At 33.8% G+C, this 21,981-nt stretch carries 17 protein-coding genes; 12 read left to right on the forward strand and 5 right to left on the reverse strand.

Annotated features, from left to right (window positions below; genetic code table 11):
* Window positions 1-205: 205 nt before the first annotated feature.
* Genes pelA through LNP04_RS19495 form a run of 3 tightly spaced genes read right to left on the reverse strand, consistent with a single transcriptional unit; the run spans window position 206 to window position 2,425 of the window.
* Entirely contained in the window at window positions 206-1,231 is a 1,026-nt protein-coding gene (gene pelA / locus LNP04_RS07020) for a pectate lyase (protein ID WP_229985827.1), read from the reverse strand.
* 8 nt (window positions 1,232-1,239) lie between these two features.
* Window positions 1,240-1,647 (reverse strand): DUF4861 domain-containing protein, encoded by a 408-nt coding sequence (locus LNP04_RS19490; protein ID WP_262907454.1) that lies wholly within the window; start codon window positions 1,645-1,647, stop codon window positions 1,240-1,242.
* On the reverse strand, window positions 1,637-2,425 hold the full coding sequence (locus tag LNP04_RS19495) for a DUF4861 domain-containing protein (RefSeq protein WP_262907453.1): 789 nt from the start codon (window positions 2,423-2,425) through the stop codon (window positions 1,637-1,639). The genes LNP04_RS19490 and LNP04_RS19495 overlap by 11 nt, the downstream gene beginning before the upstream one ends.
* Window positions 2,426-2,623: 198 nt before the next feature.
* On the opposite strand from LNP04_RS19495, the gene LNP04_RS07030 reads away from it, so the two are divergent.
* Both LNP04_RS07030 and LNP04_RS07035 read left to right on the forward strand, forming a co-directional pair.
* Entirely contained in the window at window positions 2,624-3,394 is a 771-nt protein-coding gene (locus LNP04_RS07030) for a hypothetical protein (RefSeq protein WP_229985828.1), read from the forward strand.
* A 57-nt stretch (window positions 3,395-3,451) separates the two neighbouring features.
* The gene (locus LNP04_RS07035; protein WP_229985829.1) at window positions 3,452-4,135 is read left to right on the forward strand and encodes a hypothetical protein; all 684 of its coding nucleotides are present in this window, start codon (window positions 3,452-3,454) and stop codon (window positions 4,133-4,135) included.
* A gap of 51 nt (window positions 4,136-4,186) precedes the next feature.
* On the opposite strand, the gene LNP04_RS07040 is transcribed toward LNP04_RS07035, so the two are convergent.
* Entirely contained in the window at window positions 4,187-4,627 is a 441-nt protein-coding gene (locus tag LNP04_RS07040) for a cupin domain-containing protein (RefSeq protein WP_229985830.1), read from the reverse strand.
* Between the two features lie 147 nt (window positions 4,628-4,774).
* Here LNP04_RS07040 and LNP04_RS07045 point away from each other — a divergent pair, with 147 nt between their 5' ends.
* From LNP04_RS07045 to LNP04_RS07070, 6 genes are all read left to right on the forward strand, one after another.
* Window positions 4,775-5,293, forward strand: a complete 519-nt coding sequence (locus LNP04_RS07045) for a hypothetical protein (RefSeq protein WP_229985831.1) — start codon at window positions 4,775-4,777, stop codon at window positions 5,291-5,293.
* A 117-nt stretch (window positions 5,294-5,410) separates the two neighbouring features.
* Window positions 5,411-11,104 (forward strand): DUF3320 domain-containing protein, encoded by a 5,694-nt coding sequence (locus LNP04_RS07050; RefSeq protein ID WP_229985832.1) that lies wholly within the window; start codon window positions 5,411-5,413, stop codon window positions 11,102-11,104.
* Between the two features lie 18 nt (window positions 11,105-11,122).
* Window positions 11,123-11,905, forward strand: a complete 783-nt coding sequence (locus LNP04_RS07055; protein WP_229985833.1) for a hypothetical protein — start codon at window positions 11,123-11,125, stop codon at window positions 11,903-11,905.
* A gap of 31 nt (window positions 11,906-11,936) precedes the next feature.
* Window positions 11,937-12,236 (forward strand): DUF2695 domain-containing protein, encoded by a 300-nt coding sequence (locus LNP04_RS07060; protein ID WP_229985834.1) that lies wholly within the window; start codon window positions 11,937-11,939, stop codon window positions 12,234-12,236.
* 30 nt (window positions 12,237-12,266) lie between these two features.
* Entirely contained in the window at window positions 12,267-12,947 is a 681-nt protein-coding gene (locus LNP04_RS07065; protein WP_229985835.1) for a hypothetical protein, read from the forward strand.
* A gap of 298 nt (window positions 12,948-13,245) precedes the next feature.
* Window positions 13,246-13,632 carry a hypothetical protein gene (locus tag LNP04_RS07070; RefSeq protein ID WP_229985836.1) on the forward strand — a complete coding sequence of 129 codons (387 nt, stop codon included), beginning with the start codon at window positions 13,246-13,248 and terminating at the stop codon, window positions 13,630-13,632.
* A 126-nt stretch (window positions 13,633-13,758) separates the two neighbouring features.
* On the opposite strand, the gene LNP04_RS07075 is transcribed toward LNP04_RS07070, so the two are convergent.
* Entirely contained in the window at window positions 13,759-16,800 is a 3,042-nt protein-coding gene (locus tag LNP04_RS07075; protein ID WP_229985837.1) for a VIT domain-containing protein, read from the reverse strand.
* Between the two features lie 228 nt (window positions 16,801-17,028).
* Here LNP04_RS07075 and LNP04_RS07080 point away from each other — a divergent pair, with 228 nt between their 5' ends.
* The 4 genes from LNP04_RS07080 (at window position 17,029) to LNP04_RS07095 (ending at window position 21,969) form a co-directional block, all read left to right on the forward strand.
* Window positions 17,029-17,514 carry a hypothetical protein gene (locus LNP04_RS07080; RefSeq protein ID WP_229985838.1) on the forward strand — a complete coding sequence of 162 codons (486 nt, stop codon included), beginning with the start codon at window positions 17,029-17,031 and terminating at the stop codon, window positions 17,512-17,514.
* Window positions 17,515-17,931: 417 nt separating this feature from the next.
* On the forward strand, window positions 17,932-18,873 hold the full coding sequence (locus LNP04_RS07085; RefSeq protein ID WP_229985839.1) for an AraC family transcriptional regulator: 942 nt from the start codon (window positions 17,932-17,934) through the stop codon (window positions 18,871-18,873).
* Window positions 18,874-19,012: 139 nt separating this feature from the next.
* Window positions 19,013-20,488 carry a serine hydrolase gene (locus LNP04_RS07090; protein WP_229985840.1) on the forward strand — a complete coding sequence of 492 codons (1,476 nt, stop codon included), beginning with the start codon at window positions 19,013-19,015 and terminating at the stop codon, window positions 20,486-20,488.
* A 245-nt stretch (window positions 20,489-20,733) separates the two neighbouring features.
* The gene (locus LNP04_RS07095; RefSeq protein WP_229985841.1) at window positions 20,734-21,969 is read left to right on the forward strand and encodes a tyrosine-type recombinase/integrase; all 1,236 of its coding nucleotides are present in this window, start codon (window positions 20,734-20,736) and stop codon (window positions 21,967-21,969) included.
* Window positions 21,970-21,981: the final 12 nt, after the last annotated feature.

Here is a 21,981-nt window from a genome sequence, read left to right on the forward strand (position 1 = left end):
TCCCGTTTTCTCACAGATTTTAGTTTGCCACGAATACACGAATTTTTGGTCTAATTTTAGGTAAAAGTAATCGAAGAAAAAATCAGCACAATCCGCAAAATCTGCGTGAGCTGGAAACATAAAAATCCTGATGCAGTCTATAAGCGTCAGGATTTGTTTTTAGATCAAACCTCATAGGTTTTGAAGACCTATGAGGTTTCTTCGTTTACTGCATAAGTTTATTTCTCTTAAGCCATTTCGGAAATTCATTTTCAATCAGCTTCGTTCCTGATTCGTTGTACCAGCTGTAACCCATTCTGCGTTCTTCGGAAACATCTTCGTAATTAAATTTCACACTTCCGTCACGATCCCCGAAAACAGGTTTGTTTGTTGGAATATCATAAAATCTCGCCCAAACCGATGATCCTTCTTTTTTGCTCAGTGTACGGATTAGTTTATCATTTTCTTTCGAAACACTGTAGGTGTACCCTTCAATTTTACTCACCTTAAACCATTCCACTGCCGCTCTAACAGATTTTTCAATTTCCGGAGTTACGGGCTGCATCATCAGAAACTTCACAATGTTCACAGATTCTCCGGTTGCCAGAGACATCGGCTCAAAAGCTCTCGCTTTTTCAGGAACCAAAGTCACTTCGTTGTACTGGTCTGCCCAGATGGAAAGTTTACCGTTTTGAAGAACCTGTGTTTTCAGAATACAGGCAATTCCTTTTTGCAAAGCAACTTTCGACTTTTCCTTTAATTGAGAACCTACGGCATCAAAACCCTCTTTTCCTTCAGCAACATTGTACAAAATAGTCAAGGCGTTGATCATCGCATTATCATTGTACGTTACCTGTTTTCTGTAAATTGAAGCATTTGGAAAATACTGCGGAAATCCACCGTTTTCATACTGCATAGAGAGCAAATATTCAATTCCTTTTTCAGCAGATTTTAAATAAGCTGGATTTTTAGTGGTGCTGTATGCTTTAATTAAACCATTGATTTCCCTTGAGGTGGCGTTGTTATCGATGGTAGCAAGATCATTGTCGTTGGCTTTGATTATCTTTAAAAGTTTAGAGTCTATTTCTAAAGTATAATCAACATTTTTTTTATCGCTGTTATGTTTGCCCCACCCGCCGTTCGGAAGCTGATAAACCATCATTTTTTCGGCCAAAGGATCTTTTACCTGTGCTGTACAAGCCGTTGTTGAGGCTAGGCACAATGAGAATAGGATAAGCTTAAAATTCATCATTTTTACTATTATTTAATTGTAATTACTAAAGGATTGGCAACCATCTGAGCCTTTTTCTGCAAAAGTTTTTCCCAATCATTCTTTGTTTGAATCTGTCCGCTTTTCTGCCATGCAAACCCTGCGTAATAAGTCAGTTTTTTCTGAGGTTTCGTTACAACCAGCAAATTACTCTGGTCCGGAGTTTCAGATTTGTGAGCTACAGATCTCTGAACAATTTTAGGATCTAATACAATTCCTTCTCCTACAAATGCATCATCAATTTTTTCCCAATGAAGATAATATCCGGCTTTATCATTCAGCTTTGATTCGCCTTCATTTTTATGTAAAGTAATTCCGACCGTATAATTGGGAACTGGCTTTTCAGCTTCAAAAGTCGATTCAAACTTAGAAAAATTCGAACCTAAATCAAGAGAAATTCTTTTTGGTTTCTTTCACTCCAAATTCGCTCCAAGGCGCGTATGTCAGTTCAAAAACCGTTCTCAGCGGACCTTCCGCAATCGTTTTTGAAGTTACAAAGTTTTGGGAAACCTGCAGTTTTTCATCTTTCCAGATTCCGATTCCTCCCGTTCCGCGGCTGTCACCGACGTGATATGGATCGTAGCCTTCACCTCTCGTGTCTTTGTGATAATACATTGGATCCGTCAGATACCCTTTGTACCATTCGTCGATAACAGATTTTTCAGTTCTTTTAAACCAGATATCAACACCGCTGGAAAGTGTGCTTCCTTTCACTTTAGCCAAAGCTTCAGCCTGACCTTTTGGGCCATACACCCTGAACGCAACCTTATCATTTTCCCAGGTGTAATCGTCTACTCTTTCCGGAACCAGTCTGGAATACGTTGTCACTTTACTTTCAGGAACTGGTGTATTCGGATCTGCAATAATTTTATACGAATTCGTTTTATTTGCATCCAGTTTTGTCTGAAAAAGAAGCTCATCATTTTTCCCGTCACTGTCATTATCGATCCACTGAATCGGCAGATATTGGTTTTGGGCGTCTTTTATTCTTAAATCTTCCGCTTTATTTTTCTCTAAAAATGCTTTCAACTGCTTTGTTGAAACAGAAACGATTTCATTTCTTGCAAAATCCTGAGTATTTTTAACCTGAATTGAGGTCTGCGCACTCATAAGATTCGCAGTAGTGCAAACGATTGCACAACTTAAACTCAGTTTTGATTTATTTGATCCGAACATAAATGTTGTTTTCTCAAAAGTAGAAATATTCTGACTATTTTTTGGATTTTAAACCTTAAATATTTCTTAAAAAGAAATATAATGAAAAAATGCATCAAAATTACTTCATTTATATAAAATACTCTATTCAAAAAAATTCTCAATGGTGGATTTATTTAAAAGTTTCTATATTTGACTACTAACTTATCAACAAATTGTATGCAAAGATTTTTCACACTATTTTTTGTATTTGTATCAAATTTAATCTTCAGTCAGGAACATTTAAATAGAAAAGAAAACTTTGATGTGGCAACTTTTCGTTATTTGGATAGCTTAACAACAGTAAATAATATCTCGATAGAAGAATATTTAAAATTTTCAAAACCATTTTCAAAATGGGATATCAGACCTATAAAAGAAGAAAAGATATGGAGCTTAGATTCTATAAGAACATCAAGCGAAATATCAAATTTTTTCTGGGGTGGATTTTCTCAACATTATGAAATTAGTGAAAAAGAAGCTGGAAGTAAGCCTAATGAATTTTTAACAACTGCTCAACTACAAAGTAGTTCGAATATAAAATTTTTAAATGAAAATCTTAACAAGTTTAAAGCACTTGCATTAGTCATTCAAAAGAATGATAATCTCATCTTCTTAAATCAAAATTCGTTACAACGAGTCGATGATTTATATAAAGAAAATAATAAATATTGGAATTATATAATTCCTGAAAATTCTCCATTTCCTATTTCTACTCAAACGAAAATTGAGGACAAAATTAAATTTAGTAAAGAGCAGGAAAAAATTCTGAAGCTTATGGAAGAAGTTGCAATCTATTCTATTATAAAAACAAATCACGGAATTTTCTTCTTAAAAGACGGTTTCACTTATAACTCTTATGGTTATTATTTTTCAGCAAGTAAAAAAATGGAACATGACAATCATCTTTTTGAAATAATGGATTTTGTGAATATTAATGATGAATTTTAATATTATATTGCAAATTAAACTTAATTCTATTCTCATAGTTTCCCAACATAACAACGAATGAAGTTTATTAAAAAATACTTTCTCATTTGGTGGATTCCGATAATCAGCTATTTGGTTCCTTATGTAATTTTTCAGTTGGGACTGCTTCTGAAAAAAGACGATATAGTCGATTTTTCATTGATTCTTTTTTACATCAATATTTTAGGAAACATTGCATCATCTATAGTGCAGATTGTGATTAAAAAATGGTATTTACTTTTTCCTCAGCTTATCATTTCTGCATTTTTATTTTTTTTCGTTTCAGTATACCTTGCATTTTCACCACCCGATTTCTACGGCGCCAACAAAACAATTCCAAAAAATGTAAAATTTGAAACACCTGTCGAAAAAGAAATCACTGAAAAAGATTTAAAGCTAAACGATTTTAGATTAGCAGAAATTTCGCAGCCTGGGATTTATAGTTTTTACACCAATCATCAACCAAAAGTTGCAGGATACTTTTTCATCAAAGCATTTGAAATAACTTCAAACGAGAGGTTATCAGAAGAACGAATAAATGAACAATCGAAAATCGTTGTGGAAAAACCTTCAGCAAAAATCTACAAAGGAGGATTTACAATTTACGAAGGTTCTTGGGGAGATAAATATGGAGCGAGAATTGAACTTTGTTACAAGCCAAATAATGATAAAGAATATAAAGTGAATCAGAAAAATTACATTGTTGAAGGATGGATGCGATGAATTTCATTTCACCGAAATATCATTAACGTCAGAATAATTTCTACGATAAATTTACCTCAAATCCTTTTTAATTACTAGATACTTCAAATCCTTATCTCCGGCATTGCTAATTCCATGTTCTGAATTTGGCGGACAATATAAACTCGTATTTGGTCCAACTTCCACAGTTTTTCCATTCAGATAAAAAGATGCTTTCCCTTCCAGAATATAAAAAAATTCTTCTTCGGGATGACGATGTGGCGCATGTGTTGATTTTCCTGGTTCCACGATGCTCATCTTCAATGTGTTTTCTTCAGTGAATTTTTTGTCGGCGAACCAATATTGATAGCCTGAATTTGTCTTTTTTGCTTTAGTCAAATCAAATTCGTTGACGCAGTTTTCAATCGTGTAATTGATTCGTTCTCTTGTTGTTTCCACTTTCTGAGCATTTAAATTCTGCTGAAACAAAAAACTGAACATGATGGCCATTATAATTTGGAGCAACTTTTTCATTTTTAATAATATGAAAAAAAATAGTTTGAAGCAAATTAAATATCTCTTTCAATAAAAAACACAACTGATCTTTTCATTTGAAATGCAAAAAACTTCATACATTTGAGTTACATCTTCCTTTTTACATTCAGAACAAAATCTTCTCACATGAAATTTAATTTTTTCAGACCAAAAAAAACAGAAAAAAATAAATCTAAATCTGAAAATATAGAAGCTGATGATTTTACAACTTTTGAGCTGGCAGAGTACGATAAGAATGTGAAATTTTATTATACAAATATCATCAACTCTCTAGTTCTTTTCGCTTACAATTCCAAACAACTGTTAGAAATGGAGTCAATTCTTATTGATCCTATAACAGAATTGTATGAGGAATTACAAGATGCTTTTGTACCAGTTTGTTTTGATACAGTATTTAGAAACAATTTTATTGATTCTTCTCTGAAAAAGGAATTACTTGAATTTAAATTTAAGGTTGAGCAAATTCCAAATGAGATTTGGGATTATAGTTTTATAGATAACCATGAAATTTGGAAGAGTATAAAAGAAAAAGCTGAAGAACTATTATCAAAATTAAATATAAAATCAAGAACATATAATACTGATTTTACAACAATCATTTCAAAAGATGAAGAAGTTCTTTTTCAAGGTAAAAAAGATTTTTGAACCACAAATTTTATCTTACCTAAAAACCCTGTCCAGAAATCAATTTTGCCAATATCTGTTTTATTTCTAAATTGCATTATCTCCCGAAAAAGAGAGTGACAATCACAAAAAACATTTATGAATCAGATTCTTCCGTTTGACTTACAGATACAGCACAGCCCTTATTTCAACTATACTTTTTGTTTAAACCAATATCCTTTTCTGCAGAGCATTGCTTTTAGAGACGTGACAGAAGATTTTGAAAATCTCAATCTTCAGATCACTTCTTCATTGTGTTTATTTCAAAAATACGATGTTTATATTGATAAAATCAAGGCGAATGCGCTGTATAAAATCTCGCTTTTCAACCTTGTTTTTAACAATACTTTGCTGAAAAGACTGACGGAAAAAGATTTAGATCAGATTAAAATTCAGGTTTTTAAAGACGGAGAAATTATTTACGAGAAAAGTTTCAGCATAGAAGTTCTCCCGATGGATTATTTTGGAGGACTACAATCTTTTCCGCAACTTTTGGCTTCTTATGTTCTTTCCAATAATACTTCGTTGTATAAATTGAAAGCCGATGCCATTGATATTTTGGCAAGAAATAAACTCACACCATCATTTGAAGGCTATCAACAGAAAAGCAAAGAAAGAGTTTTGCAGATGGTTTCGGCGATTTATAAATCTATTCAGAATCTGGATTTGATTTACAGCTCGATGCCGCCAAGTTTTGAAAAGAGCGGACAAAGAATCAGGTTGGTGGATACTGTTTTAGAAACAAAATTCGGGAACTGCATTGATATTTCACTACTTTTCGCAGCGTGTTTGGAAGCAATTGATCTCAATCCGATTATCGTGGTTACGGAAGGTCACGCCTTTATCGGAGTCTGGCTGGATGATCAGCGATTTGATGGAATGGTTAATTTTGATCAGGCAGCGATTTCCAAAAGAATTGCTTCGGGAATAAAGGAAATTGCTTTAATTGAATCAACAAGTCTTTGCAGAGGAAGCAACATTTCGTTCAAATATGCGATGAATTCTGCCGAAACCCAGCTGATGGATTCTTCAAAATTTTTGTTGTCTTTAGATATTAAAAACGCAAGGTCGGCAGGAATTTCTCCGCTCCCACTTCTGAAAAATGAAACGGTAAAAACTCAGGATTTCAGTTCCGTTCAACATTCAACGAAACTCGATCAGGATTTTGATTTGGGAACGCAATACGATGACCTCGAACTGACGGATTTTTCCAATTTAACCAAACAAAAAGTCTGGGAAAGAAAACTATTAGATTTATCGCTTAGAAACAATCTTCTCAATCTGCGGTTTACCAAAAGTATGTTGCAGCTGGTTGATATTAAAACAAATGTTCTTGAAGACAATTTAGCCGACGGAAAATCATTCACGATTCTTCCCGACAACAATCAGACGGTTCTGAGAAAATACAGTTTGTATGGCGAACCTTTGCATCAGTCGCAGCCGCTTTTTAAACTAGCGGAAGATGAGTTTAAATACAACCGACTTTTAACGTATTACCATCAGGACGACCTCGACAATATTCTCACCAACCTTTACCGAAGCGCAAAACTTGCCGAAGAAGAGAACGGAAAAAGTACTTTGTATTTGGGAATCGGATTATTGAAATGGTTTGAACCTAAAAATAAAGACATCCCAAGGCTGGCTCCTATTTTACTGATTCCTGTCGAGCTATCCAGAAAGTCAGTGAATTCTAAATTTACGCTTCGAAGCCGTGAGGAGGAAACCATGATCAATATTACGTTGCTGGAATATTTAAAACAGGAATTCAAACTCAACATCAACAGCCTCGAAAATCTTCCGATGGACGAATCGGGAGTTGATGTTCCAAAGGTTTTGGCAATTATCAGAAATGCCGTTCTCAATTTGGCAGGTTGGGATGTTTTGGAGCAGTTGGTTTTGGGAATTTTCTCATTTAATAAATTGATTCTCTGGCAGGACATTTCAAAATATTCAGAAGAAATTCAGAAATCTTCGATTGTAAAAAGTCTGATTGACGGACGTTTGACGGGAACTTTGGAAAGAGTGGAAAATGACACAGAAAGTCTTGAAAATATATCAGCTTCTGAACTCGTTTTGCCAATTTCAACCGATAATTCTCAGCTGAACGCCGTAAAAAATGCCAACCTCAACAAAAGTTTCATTCTTCACGGACCTCCCGGAACGGGAAAATCACAGACGATTACCAACATCATCGCCGATGCTTTGTCAAATGACAAAAAAGTGCTTTTTGTGGCTGCTAAAAAAGCCGCTTTGGATGTCGTTCACAACCGTCTGGAAAATATTGGTTTGGGTGCATTCTGTCTTGAACTGCATTCCAATAAATCTAAAAAGTCGGATGTTCTGAAACAGTTTGAAAGAACATTGGAAGTTCCGAAATATAAAATCAATGCCGATTATCACGAGGAGGCAAAACGGCTTGACGAACGCAGAAAAGAGTTAGGAAAATATGTAAACGAACTGCATAAAAAATTCCCGATTGGCTGGAGTTTATTTGATACGATTGCCTTTCTGGAAACCAATCACGTACAGGCCGATGAGCGTTTCCATATTAATTTTCCTCTGGAAAGTGCTGATGTGTTCAACTGGAATCAGTGGAAAGACTGGCTGATTCCGTTTGCTTCGATTGTGCAGAAAATCGGGCAGCCCTCGCTTCATGCTTTACGACCGATAAAAACGTCGAGCCATCAGTTTGAAAATAAAAATCTGATTCTCTCGGCGATTTCTCAGTTTAATGAAAAGAAAAATGCTGCGGAGCAGATTAAAAAGCATTTCCAGCTCGAGGAAGTTTCCAATGAGGACAGTGTGGAAATCCTTGAATTTCTAAAAAATAATCCTGTAAAATCCGGTTTGGTTGATTTGGTTTTTAATGAAGGTCAACTGAATTTATTTAAAAACTGGATGACGCAGCAAACGCAGTTTCAGCAAATAGAAAGTCAGATTACAGCCAGTTTCAATTCTTCCATTTTAAATATTGATTTTGCTTCATTAAAATTAATCTGGAATCAGGCAAAACATACTTGGTTTATTCCGAAATGGTTTAAACAGAGGAAAGTGAAGCAGCAACTGAACGGCTATGCCAAATCGGGAATAGAATCTGATGTGCAGATTGACGGACTTTTTGAGAAGCTTGAAAATTATCAGGAGCTTAAAAAGCAACTTTCAAACCTTAATTACAACGCACTTTCATCGGTGACGAATCTTTATTTTAACGGAAATTCGTTTGACGTTTCTGCGATTGAGAAAGATTTAAAAACCATTGAAAATGCGAAAGATTTAGCCAAAAAAATAGTCATCAGAAATTTCCCTGAATGGCTTAAAGATTTTTCATTACAACAAAATAACAATCAAAATATTTCAGAGCAGGTTGAAAAACTGAAAGAATTTCATGCTGCCGAAGAAAACCTTTTGGAATATGTGGATGAAATCCCCAACGAAGGCGATTTCCAGACGGTTGTACAGAATATTCATCAGCTGGAAGACTGGATTAATTTTAATGGTTTAAAAGAAAAAGCACAGGATCTAAACTTAAACTGGTTCATTGATTTCCTTGAAAAAGGCTGGTTCGATACAGAATCTCTCGAACTAGAATTTGAAAAAATCATTCATTTGAATTTATTCATTAAAACCATTTACAGCTCCGGAACTTTGAACGGTTTTGATGCCAATATTTACGAATCTCAGATTCAGCAGTATAAAAATCTTCATAAAGAATTTACTGAACTCACGAAAAATCAACTGACAATGAAGCTCAGCGATCGTATTCCGAATTTTTCTCAGGAAGCCATTCAAAGTTCTGAAATCGGAATTTTGCAGAAAGCTATTCGCAATAAAGGTCGAGGTTTGTCTATCAGGAAGCTGTTTGATCAGATTCCGACATTGATTCCGAGGCTGAAACCGTGTATGCTGATGAGTCCGATTTCGGTGGCGCAGTATTTTGATGTGAACGAAGAGCATTTTGACTTGGTGATTTTCGATGAAGCTTCGCAGCTGCCGACTTCTGAGGCGGTCAGTGCTTTAGCGAGGGCAAAGCAGGCGATTATTGTGGGCGACCCGAAACAGATGCCACCGACGAGTTTCTTTTCTTCTCAAAAAGTGGATGAAGAAAATTTTGAACTCGAAGACTTAGAAAGTATTCTAGATGATTGTTTAGCACTTTCAATTCCTTCGAATTATTTATTGAGACATTACCGAAGCAAGCATGAAAGTTTGATCTCGTTCTCGAATGCTCATTTTTATGACAATAAACTGCTCACTTTCCCGTCTCCAGATGATTTAAACCGAAAAGTAACGTTTGAATTTATCGACGGATTTTATGACAAAGGAAAAACGAGAACCAATAAAAATGAGGCGGAAGCGATTATTGAATACATTAAAAATCATCTCGAAAATCAGAATAAAAAATCGATTGGGGTGGTGACTTTCAGCCAGACTCAGCAAAGTCTGATTGAAGATTTGCTGCAGAAATTATTTCAGGAAAATCCGCATCTGGAAGAATATGCAATCAATTCTGAGGAACCGATTTTTATTAAAAATCTGGAAAATGTACAGGGTGACGAACGCGATATTATTCTGTTTTCGATTGGTTATGGTCCCGATGAAGACGGAAAAGTTTCAATGAATTTTGGTCCGCTTAACCGTGACGGTGGTTGGCGAAGACTGAATGTTGCCGTGACGAGAGCACGTTATGAAATGAAAGTGTTTTCTTCGTTAAAAGGCGACCAAATCGATATGAACAGAACCAGCTCGGAAGGTGTTTTGGGATTGAAGAACTTTCTGAATTTTTCTGAAAAAGGTTTGGTGTATCAAAACTCAAATCCAACCGTGAATCAGCAGAAACTGATGGTGAATTCGGTGGCGAAAACTTTGGAAGAAAACGGTCTGAAAATCAAAACCAACATCGGAACTTCTGAATATAAAATCGATATCGGAATTATTGATCCTGAAAATGAAAGCGAATATCTTCTGGCGATTTTGCTGGACAGTGAAAATTATTTCAACATCCACACGACTAACGACCGCGAACTGCTCGTTCCGAATGTGCTGAAAGGTCTCGGCTGGAATGTTTTCAGAATCTGGACGCTGGACTGGATTAAAAATAAAGAGAAAATTGTTGAAAAAATCAAGGTAGAATTAGAAAAAATAAAAACTCAGGTTAAAGAGAAAAAGGAAGAAATTATCGAACTGAAAACTTCTGAAAAAGTCTATTTGAGTGAAGTTTTGGAAGTGGAAAAACCTTCGAAAATGATTCCGTACGTTGCAGCTGATTTAAAACCTGAAGCCAATGCCAATTCAGAATCGATTTATCATTTTGAAAACAGGCAGGTTCTTTTAAGTCAGCTAAAAACCATCATCGATACGGAATCTCCGATCAGTCAGAATGCTTTGTTCAGGAAGATTCTCAAGCTTTGGAATACTTCAAGAGCCGGCGGAAAACTGAATACCTATCTTTTGGAAACCTTGGCTTCTATTCCGAATATTCAAACCACAGAAAGTTACCAGAAATTTTACTGGAGCGAAAATTCACTGCCTCAAAATCTTGATTTTTACCGAGATAATTCTGCAGAAAAAAGATTGATCGATGAGATTGCGACGGAAGAAATTTCAGTGGCGGTGATGGAATTGATGCATTCGAGTTTGAGTCTGAATAAAGAGGAATTGATTCGTGCGGTTTGTAAGATTTTTGGTTTTGCGAAAGTGGGTTCTCAGATCGATGCGGTGGTGAAGTTTTGTGTGGAGGATTTGATTGGGAAAGGATTGCTGAAGGAGGTTGAGGGTAGGATTGTTTTGGGGTGAGAACTCAAATTTACTATTATGGAAATTAATGTAAAACTAAAAAAACTACGAATCCAATTAAGACGTAACTCAAAGAATATTATCGATGATGTTATAAATCGTAATGTTTCGAGAAGCCAGAACAACTTTAAATTACAAAAAGAAATATGTGCTTTTTGTGCAACTACATTAAATTTGACTAAAGAACATGTAATTCCACGTTGGGTATTTGAAAACTCAACTAAGAAATTCTTTACGACAAACATGAATGGTATTGAACAGACTTATAATAAAACAACTATTCCGGTTTGTGCAGATTGCAATAATAATTTATTAGCCAATATAGAAAGTCAAATTAATTCCATTCTAACTGATACTAAATTAGCTGATTCATTTTATAGTTTAGAACAAATACAAAATATAATTCGATGGCTAGAAATTATTGAATATAAATTCCAACTTTTAGAGTTTAGAAGAAGCTTTAAGAAAGCAAAATCATCTGAATTCATTGAGTTTTTAAAAGATATTCCTTTGGCAATAATGAGAGAAGAAATCGAATTTTCTCCTGAAAAAGCAATTACTCAACTAAGAAATGCACAAAAAAGAGTTACTATAAAATCCAAAGTTAAAAACTTAAATTCTTTGGTAATTTTTAAAACGAAAAATAAAAGCTTCCACTTTTTCCATAACATAAATGATTTTATCTTTATAGAATTGCCGAAATTTAAGGTTGCGCTATTTTATTTTTACTCACGTACTTTTGAAAATAGTGAATATGCAAAGGATGAAGCAACAAAAATAATTGCAGAGATTTACAATTAATCTCTTAAATATTGTGATACATTAGTCAAATATGCCAGACAAAACCGAAAAAGAAAGTCGCCGACAAATTCACAGAGAATTACAGGAGAAAACAAAAATAGAATTTGAAAAAAGTCTTCCGATTTCCAAAGAATTATTTCAAACTCTATTCGATTTTTTGGATGAAAAACTTGAGGAAAATGATTGCGATGACAGTTTCAAACTTACAAAGCAATTTCTAGAAACAAATCATATTATGAATAACGAAGAGATTGAAAGCTGGCTACAAGAAAACGGCGGTTTCTGTGACTGTGAAGTGCTTTATAATTTGGAAGAAAAGTTTGAAAAGTAAATTTAATTAAGTATAAATGCTGTTGTAAAAGTGAAGAAAATTGGTAGAACTACTTTATTACTCTTGAGCATCACCCAACTTTGCGCACAAGTTCCCGATCTCGAAAAAGCCAAACGAAAATATTTTCAGGCCAATGTAATCAGCTACAAAGAAACTGCATTAAATTCAAATCCTGAAACATATGCAATATCTGTTACCAATGCTTTGTATACCATTTACAAACCTCAAAATAAAGATTTTGAATTCTATAGCAAGAACGAAAGTTCAGAAGAGTTTTATAAAAATGGTTTGTATTATCACGTCAATCACACTGAAAAAACCATCTATGAATATGAAAATAAAAACAATCAGAACACTGCAATTTCCTCTTCCCGACTGAGGCAATTCGGGCCAACCACTTTGCTAAAAAAGAAATGGACTTTTATCGATGAAACCCAAATCGATGGGAAAATTCATACTCACTACTCAAATGTTGAGAGCATTGATGATGATGGAAAACAAGTAAGGGTTGAGCTTCATATTTACATTTCAGGAAATTTTAACCTGACTAAATTTGAAAGGAAAAGCTTTGTGAACGGAAAGCCTGGAGAAACTATTACATATTTATTTAGTAATTATATTTTCTATGACAAAACAACTAATCTCAGGGTGCTTCTTCCGAAAAATTATGCCTTAAAATATTTTGAAAGACAAGATTCTTTGCAGCCTTAAACGAAAAATATGAAAGCCTCGTCATTTTAAGCCATCAATATTTTGGTTCAGATTCAATAGCGAATGTCAAGAGATATTTCATTAATAAATAAGTAAAATTCCTTGTAATTGCCGATCAAAAAAACTTGAAAGACCATTTGACATTAATGGTTATTCTATAACTTTGTTTAATGAATAAAGAAAGATTGATTACCAAAATTCTGGATGATTCTTCCAAAATTTTACCTTTTTTGAAAAATTAAACAAGAAATAAAAAGATATTCAAATTTTCACTAAATTGGGACACAATTGTCAAATTATGAAATCATATTTAAACCTTTTGTTCATCTTCTGTTTTACCATTTTTTCAGCTCAAAATAAAGAACCGGATTCTTCCAATCAAAAAGTGAAGGTTAAAACAGATACTATTTTGAATGTTAATAATGGAAAATCTCAATCATATAATTCTGCTTTACTATCAGAAAAGAAAAAAGAAAATCTTACAGATGATAAGAAAATAAAAAGTCCGGATCATAAAAAAACTTCACAAACAAAATCTGACACTGAAAAATCTATTGCAGATCAAAATATAAATATCGTTCAGGAAATTAATGCCGTATTAAATTATAAAGTAAACCGGGTTTGGAGAAAGGATCTGTATTGTTTGGTCTGCATAAAAAATTCTGATTCGGGAAGGGCTGCATAAGTAGTCAATTGATAAGAAACAGAATCTCATGATTTCCAGTAGCAATAAAAAAACCTCAAGTTTAATACTATTATCAAATCAAAACACTCCCATTTCTGAGAGTGCTATATCTAAATTTATTTCAGTTTAAAACTCAAATTCTCCAATCAAAACTCCTTCTTTATCGCCTCGATCTGTTTCTGTTTTATTTTGGAAAACCACAACTTTTCTTTCCTGTTTTCCGGTAGCGTAATTGATGAAAATTTCTGCCATAATCGCCGTCGGACCGGAAATACTCACCTGATTTTCGCCAAAGAAATTGGTTTCAATTTTATACTTTCCTTTGACTGCTTTTTTTAGTAAAAACTGCTCAGGACCAAAGCCGCTGGTAAAATCATTACTTAATCTTCCTCCGATTTTTGTTTTGCTATTAGAGTACATGCAGCGTTCGCCATTAGGATCTGTCGCCCAAAGATCAATATCTGTATTGTCTTTGTTCCAATTGATAACAACGCGGATGTTCACAGGTAAATCTGCCACAATTTTGGGATTGATTTTCGTGAAATCCAGTTGATTTTTATGATTTGAAATCAACTGATTCATTTCCATTAAAATAACCTCCTCAATACCATCATCTCTGTCTGCCAATTCCTGAGTATAAGACTGCGTGAGTACTTTATACAAATTATCTAAAGCCGCCTGATACTGCTTATTATCTTCTAATGCCAATGCATAATCACGGTAACTTTGCGGGTCGAAAGGTCGCCACTCTAAAACCTTTTGGGTAATCCAAAGTTGCTTATCAAATACTTCTGCCTGCTTCAGTTTGTAAGCGAGTAATTTGTACAATTCTTCATTTTCAATATCAAGATCTGCAATAGAACTTAATACTTTCAATCCCAATTTTTTATCATTATTTTTAAATAACAATTGAGCAATATCAAAATAGTATTGTGGCATTTCCTGATAGTCTTTTCTATATTTTAAATAGTTTTGATAAATATCTGCAGGCTTTTTTAAAGATTCAAAAAACTTCATGTATTTTGCATCAGATTTTACATCGACTGCAATAATACGTCCGCTGTTTACCACTTCCTCAATTTGTGTTTCTTTAGAAATCGATTGTATACCCCTCACTGAAACCTGAACACCAGCAACTTGCCCTTGAATTGCCTGAAGTGTAGGCATACTTCTTTCAGCACTTGCTAATGCTCTTGCGGAAATTACTTGAGAAGCCTGAACTTCTCTAGTTGCCATTGGCGATGTTGGCAGAGCAGCTTCAGCTTTTGGAGCAGCAACCGGCTCGGGAACTACATTTTGAACAATTTCAATCATTTCATCTGCAGCACCATCTAAATCTGAGTCATTTCTACCATGTTGTATTGGCGCTTGATCGGGTTTAGGATAATAATTTTGCTGGGCACTAAAATCGGTATTCCACCAGACTTTCAGATTTTCTGCCATTTCTTCAGCATCAGACATCAAATCCTGCACCTTTTCTTCCCGCTCTTCCCTATTATTTTTTACAATTTTGTTGTATTCAGACTGCAATTCTGCCGGTGGAGGAATTTTGTATCGTACATAATCATTAACATCTTCCAAAACCATCAGACTCATATTATTGCTTACCAACCCAAACTGTCTGCTAATATTTTTGATTTCGTCTTTGTTTTTTTGCTCAAAAATTTCCAGTTCGTTCAGTTTTTTCTGAGCCCAAAACTTTGAGATTTCCCAATCTTTTACCGACTGTTTTTCTGTATTTAAATGTATTGTTTTAGTTTCCGTAACTTCATTTCCATATCCGAACAAAACTTTTACAGTGGATTGATTTCCTTTTAAAATACCGGTAAGCACAAAATCCTGAGCAATGCTTTGAGGTAAAGAAGGATACATTTCCGACAAAGAATCGTTACTCTCAACACCTAAGAACTTCAATGGCTGGTACAATATTTTACGAATCTCTTTTTCGGGATCGTTTTCATTTAAATTTAAAAATTCTCCGCCGGTTTTTGTGCTGATGAATTTAAGCTGATTAAAATTCACTTTATTTGATGCCGCAATCGTATAGACAGGTATTGTCCAAGGCAGATCCATATCTCCGAAAGATGACATTCCGTCTGTGAAAAATAAGATTTCACTTTCTTTTATTGGTTTTAACTGACTAAAATCGGTTCCGCCGTCGTAAGTAGTTTGGGATAAATAAGCTTTTAATTCAGCCCAATTTCCATCATTAATTTTAAAACTTTTACCTTCATCAAAAGTATTGTTAATGAAATAAATGTTGACCGAAATATTTTTATTAATTTTAAAAAATTCATCCAATAAAGCAAATTCTTTCATGTGATTTCTCTTAGAACCACTCAAAGAATTATCCCAAACGATAGCCGTTTTTGTAGATAATTTTTTAGATCTTTCATTAGAGTTGATGGCAATGTTTGTTAAAAAATATGATGAATTATCAGATGCTTTCTGAATCAAAACATTTTCGTTCTCATTATTCTGCGGAAAATTAATTCTTAGATTTTGAGTCGGTCGATAATTGGTTTTATGCGTTTCGGCAGTCCAGACATTTCCATTTTTTACAAACTGAAAACTTCCGTCAGGCTTTTCTTCTAATTTTGGAGTCATCTGAGTCTGAAAAACCATTGTTTTTAATGTAAAATCGGGAATGGGATCATTAAAATTCAGTGGTAAAAAAAATTGATAATGATCAGCCGATTTTTTTAATTCATAATTGTAAGAAATCTGAACCGTTCTCTCACCACCATTTGCGTTGATAGGATAAATTCTTGTTCTGAAATTATTTCCTTCCACTTTTTCTAAAATTCCGGGATCGACATTTCTTTTTTGAATGGTTTCAAAAACCTCTTTTGCTTTTTCTTTTTCTACCGGAACTGCATTTCGCAATTTCCCATTGATATCAATTGCATAGCCGCTCACATTTACGCCTTCCGGAAGCGGAAAAGTTAATCTGCCTTCCATCAAACGATTAGAATTATTTCTAAAAACCATCGTCACGGTATTGGTCGAGATACTGCCCGTAATTTTGGTTTCAATATTGAGTTTCTGAAGAACAACCTGATTATTCTTCCCGAAAGCTCCTTTGCCATCCGGCGTTTCTATCACCGGAATCTGAGCCCAGCAAACCATCGGAAACCATACTAAAAGTAAAAGCCATAAATTTTTCATATCAACTGCGTTTGAAGTTTAACAAATGTAATTATATATATTGATGCAGATATCAGAAAAAAGGTTGGAAATGATCAAAACTCTTTTATCATAAATTATTCAAAAGCTTTAATTTTAAAAAAATATTTAAAACTTTCGAAAGTCTGAGTTAACATAAATCATCAAGCAATACCTTTCTGATATAGCCTTTTTTAAGTATTTTTACCTCACAATAGATAAATGATTATAATGAGAAAAATCGTATTTGCAGGAATAATAGCTTTAGGAGGATTTGGAACAGCAAACGCACAATGCAAAACCGTATCTACCCTTACAGAAAATTTTGATGCGTGGAAAGAGATCAACAAATGCTGGACTGCTCAACAAGGAAAAGCAATGCTTTACGCAAGTGATAAAAAAATCGTATTTTATTCGATGACCAATCCCGGAGAAAATATGTATCTGGTGACTCCAAAAATTAAAGCCGGAAAATATACATTAACTCTTGATATTTCAGACAATGGTGGAGAAACAGCATTAGAATTATTCTCAATCAATAATATTTCTGATGCAAAATCTTATGTTTCAATAACTAAATCTTCAAAAATTGAGGGTGGAAAAAAAGCGTATGACATTTCTCTGAAAAAAGATTCAAACTTGGGACTGAAAGTTTTGCTGAATGGTGTACATCAAGCAGTTTATGTAGATAATTTTTCTTTAAAGCCTCGTAAATAAAACTTTTTAAAATCAGATTAGATTTAAATGGTTCGATATAATCTCCAAAGTCTTTTAGATTTTGGAGATTTTTTTAAATAAATGAAATCAAGTTTTAAAACTCTTATGATATTTAGATGTTCTGATTTTATATTTTTCAATCTTTTCTGAATTTTGAAATTGGTAGAAAATTGTATTTCATCTATATTTACAAAAAAAATCTATAACCTCAACAAATCAGCGTGAATGGATAATTTATTAAGTATTGTGACAATCATCTCGCTGTTCATTTCGTTTTTCCTGGCATTTTTTTTATTGACTGTGAAGACTGAGTACAAAATCAGTAATCGCCTTTTCGCCTTTTTTCTCATTATCACTTCGATTGATATTAGCGAACCTATAATCAGCCAAATAACTGAAGGTCCATCGAATCTTGGAATGTTTCGAACTTTGTTAGCTTTTTTACAGATTCCGGCTTTTTATCTGTATGTTTTGTCGGTTTGCTATTCTGATTTTAAGTGGAAAACCAAATATCTTGTTCATTTACTACCTTTTTTGATTGCGAATCTTGCTTTGGTGCCTCGTTTTTATTCGGTGGATTTGGCTTCGAAGTTTGATTTTATTGTCAACCGACAAGATATGATTGAGCTACAGTTCACTCATTGGCTATTTCATCTTCAGGTCGTGGTATATTTTACAGCTGTTTTTCTGCTGATGAGAAAGGCGAAGAAACTTTATCTGGAAAATAATTCGGGAGAAAGTCTTAGTTCTTACCATTGGCTGTTTCAGTTCACGAGTGTTTTGACGGTTTTTTATCTGGTTGTCATTCTTAAAAATATTTTCAAATTTTCCGATTATCCATACGTTTCCGATTGGATCAAAATCGGGATCTTGCTATCGCAACTTTTTATCATTTGCTGGTATCTGTACAAAGCGCTGAATAATCCAGGACTTTTCAGAAATATTGATTCGAAATTGAAACTCGTTTCCGACTTGATTTTGGAGGAGAAAAAGATCGAGCCGGAAACGTTGAATGAGGATCTCCTAAGACTGAAAAAATATATGATTGATGAAAAGCCATTTTTGAATCCGGCTTTGACGATTCAGGATATTTCAAAAGAAATCAATGTTCCTGTTCGCGAATTATCCGTTTTAATTAATCATCAATTGGGGCAACATTTTTATGATTTCGTCAATACGTACCGAATTGAAAATGCTATGGAAATTCTGAAAGATCCATCAAAATCTAAGATTACGATTCTTGAAATTTTGTATGAAGTAGGTTTTAATTCAAAATCTTCTTTCAATACGGCCTTTAAAAAACACACGGGAAACACACCAACTGAATATCGCAAATCACTGCAAGACAAAGCCTTGTAATTACTCGTACTTCTCGATTTAATCATTCCTACCAATTCTTTTTACGAAATCTGGACGAATACTTTTACTCGGTCGCACAGGATTTCGCACTTCCACATCTTTGTATCGAAATATTTATCAAACCTTAAATAACGATACAATGAAAACAATTTCTTACATCAGCCTTTTTCTATTATTCTTTACAAGCCTTCAAGCTTTTGCTCAGAAAAAAGACTACAGCTTTCTTACTGACAGTTTGAAAATTGATGAACAATTAGAAAAATACAAACTTCCGGGATTCAGCGTAGTTGTTTTTGAAAATTATAAGATTGTATATTCCAAACAATTCGGAGTAAAATCAGCAAATTCTCCTGAAAAAATTGATGAAAATACCGCATTTTCTACAGCATCTATATCAAAACCAATTACAGCGCTTCTTTGTTTTATTTTAGAAGAAAAAGGTTTAATTAATCTGAATGACCCGATTGACAAATCTCTAAAAAGATGGCATTTACCAAAAAGTAAATTCACAGAAAACAAAGTTCCGACCTGGAAACAATTTTTAAATCATACAGCCGGAACAACTCAAGATGGATTTGAAGACCATTATGAAGGTGAAAAAATCCCAACATTAGAAGAAAGTTTAATGGGTAAAATTCCGAGATATGATAAAGAAATCGAATTCCTTTTTGAGCCTGGAACCGATTGGCAATACAGTGGTGGCGGTTACACGATTATCCAAATGGCTTTGGAAGATAAATTCAATACAACGATTGCTGAATTAGCAAAAGAATATATTTTCGCTCCACTTGGTTTAAAACACACAACCATGATTCAGCCGAATGAAAAAGGATTTCTGGCAAATGTTGCTATGGTTCATGATAAAGACGGAAAAGTAATTAAAACAGGTTTGCCAATAACTCCACAAGTTGGTCCGTCAGGATTATGGTCAACTCCAAAAGAATTGGCAATCATTGCTATAGAAATTCAAAATGCTTTGCGCAATAAAAACAACAAAGTCGTTTCCCACAATGTAGCAAAAAAAATGACCAAAGTATCTGCTTTAAAAAATGCGGTTGGCGGATGGAGTTACGGTTGGCAAAAATCTTTTGGTTATAATAATTACGATTGGTTTGCTTGCAACGGCTCAAACACGGGAGTTGGCGGCAACGTGATGGGAACTATGAAAGACGGAAATGGATTTGCCTTTCTTGCCAATGGCGAAAAACCGAATCGCTTTCCGGTGATGGGACAAACCCAAAGAGCAATTCTGAAATTGATGAACTGGAAAGGAAATTTCCATAACGAAGAAACGCAGGAAATACCTTCAAACTTAAAAGAAAAGCTCATCGGAACTTACGAGGACTTCCTTTACGGACAAAAAATGGAAACCAAAATAGTAGAAAAAAATAACCGCCTTTATGTAGAATCTGCGATCCTTGAACACTTTAAAGGGAAAAATGAAAATGAATTGGTGTATTTAAAAAACGGATTATTCAAAATTATCGATTATCCAAATCTACTGAAATTTGAATTTAATGATGGGAAGGCAAGTTCTGTAACATTATCTAGAGGCAGCATGACTGATACAATTAAAATTATCAATAAAGAAAAGAAAATTCACAAAGACCATTAAAAATCAATCCGTTGTAAAGTACAATTAGGCTTATCTAAATTAAATAAAAAAGCACTTACGACAATGTAAGTGCTTTTTTAAACGTGGTCCCACCTGGGCAAAATTTGGATCTTAATAGAATTTAATATACTTTTATCGACTGATAATCAAATTATTACAATTCATTTTAATTCACTTTAATGTACTTTAATATGTTTTAATTTGATTTCTGCCCCCTATTTTGCCCCCAATTAAAGCATATTAAGATGAAGTATTATTTCGAACTCAGAAAAGAAAAAATTAATAAAGATGGAATGATTCCGATCCGTCTGGTAGTGATGAATGCCAAAACTAGAATCAGGAAAAGTGTTGAAGCAAAAACAAAACTTGAAGACTGGGATAGAGAAAATAATAAAATCAACAACCCTAATTCTAAGTTTAACACCAATTACAAAGAATATCAGAAATCAAATAAGAATATTGCCGACATCATTCAGAAGGTTGAGAAAATATTCACTTATTTTGAATACAATGGAATCCCATTTCAAGCATCAATTTTTAATGAAAAATTTGACGAAGGCGACGTTAAAGTCACAATCAGTTTTTTTGATGCGTACGATGAATTTGTCAAAATATCAAAACTGACAAAAACCAGCTCTACCATCACTAAGTATAATTCAGTCAAAAATTTTTTAACTGCTTTTGAGCTCCATTCTAATCACACCCTGAGGCTAGATACGTGTGATTTCAGATTTGAAGAAAGCTTTATGGATTATTGTTTTAATACTCGAAAAACTTTAAATAATTATTATGCTAAGATTGTAAAAAGTCTGAAAGCATTTTTAAATTGGGCGTATGAAAGGGGCTATCACAGCTCATTAAATTTCAAAAAACTAAAAAGCAAAGAAGAGGATATTGAGGTAATTTATCTTACTTCAGAAGAACTTATGAAATTGTACCATCACAACTTTGACAATCCTGCATTGGACAGAGCACGAGATATGTGGTGTCTACTGGCGTTTACCGGTCAGCGCCATAGCGATGTGTATTCTCTGCAAAATGCAAATATTGAAGATGATTATCTACATTTCACAGTAAAGAAAACAAAAACAGTCAATCATCATGTATATTTAATTAAACAGGCAAAAGAACTTATTGAAAAATATAGAGATACTATTTACTACCCGATCCCACGATTAACTTCACAAAAATTAAATGAAAAAATACAGATTTGTTGTGAAAAAATTGGACTAACGCAGGAAATTGAACTAACGAGATTCATTGGAGCTAAAAGAATCAGTCAAACATTTAAAAAGCACGAGTTAATTGGCTCACATTGCGGACGTAAAACATTCATTACTAACAGCTTGATTTTGGGAATCCCCGAACGAGTTGTGAGATCAATATCTAATCATAAAGATGAAAAGAATTTCAGAAAATATGTAAACATTTCAGAAATTCACAAACAAAAAGCTTTATCAGCTTGGGATAGCTTGAATTAAAAAAAATACAAA

It is taken from the genome of Chryseobacterium sp. C-71 (assembly GCF_020911865.1).
Taxonomy (GTDB): domain Bacteria; phylum Bacteroidota; class Bacteroidia; order Flavobacteriales; family Weeksellaceae; genus Chryseobacterium.

Excerpts from the sequence above, each read along its gene's own strand:
- LNP04_RS07030 (WP_229985828.1), top strand. The coding sequence starts at position 2,624 with ATGCAAAGATTTTTCACACTATTTTTTGTATTTGTATCAAATTTAATC.
- LNP04_RS07060 (WP_229985834.1), top strand. The coding sequence starts at position 11,937 with ATGCCAGACAAAACCGAAAAAGAAAGTCGCCGACAAATTCACAGAGAA.
- LNP04_RS07040 (WP_229985830.1), bottom strand. The coding sequence starts at position 4,627 with ATGAAAAAGTTGCTCCAAATTATAATGGCCATCATGTTCAGTTTTTTG.
- LNP04_RS07055 (WP_229985833.1), top strand. The coding sequence starts at position 11,123 with ATGGAAATTAATGTAAAACTAAAAAAACTACGAATCCAATTAAGACGT.
- LNP04_RS07045 (WP_229985831.1), top strand. The coding sequence starts at position 4,775 with ATGAAATTTAATTTTTTCAGACCAAAAAAAACAGAAAAAAATAAATCT.
- LNP04_RS19495 (WP_262907453.1), bottom strand. The coding sequence starts at position 2,425 with ATGTTCGGATCAAATAAATCAAAACTGAGTTTAAGTTGTGCAATCGTT.
- LNP04_RS07080 (WP_229985838.1), top strand. The coding sequence starts at position 17,029 with ATGAGAAAAATCGTATTTGCAGGAATAATAGCTTTAGGAGGATTTGGA.
- pelA (WP_229985827.1), bottom strand. The coding sequence starts at position 1,231 with ATGATGAATTTTAAGCTTATCCTATTCTCATTGTGCCTAGCCTCAACA.
- LNP04_RS07050 (WP_229985832.1), top strand. The coding sequence starts at position 5,411 with ATGAATCAGATTCTTCCGTTTGACTTACAGATACAGCACAGCCCTTAT.
- LNP04_RS07085 (WP_229985839.1), top strand. The coding sequence starts at position 17,932 with ATGTTTCGAACTTTGTTAGCTTTTTTACAGATTCCGGCTTTTTATCTG.
- LNP04_RS07095 (WP_229985841.1), top strand. The coding sequence starts at position 20,734 with ATGAAGTATTATTTCGAACTCAGAAAAGAAAAAATTAATAAAGATGGA.
- LNP04_RS07090 (WP_229985840.1), top strand. The coding sequence starts at position 19,013 with ATGAAAACAATTTCTTACATCAGCCTTTTTCTATTATTCTTTACAAGC.
- LNP04_RS07075 (WP_229985837.1), bottom strand. The coding sequence starts at position 16,800 with ATGAAAAATTTATGGCTTTTACTTTTAGTATGGTTTCCGATGGTTTGC.
- LNP04_RS07070 (WP_229985836.1), top strand. The coding sequence starts at position 13,246 with ATGAAATCATATTTAAACCTTTTGTTCATCTTCTGTTTTACCATTTTT.
- LNP04_RS07035 (WP_229985829.1), top strand. The coding sequence starts at position 3,452 with ATGAAGTTTATTAAAAAATACTTTCTCATTTGGTGGATTCCGATAATC.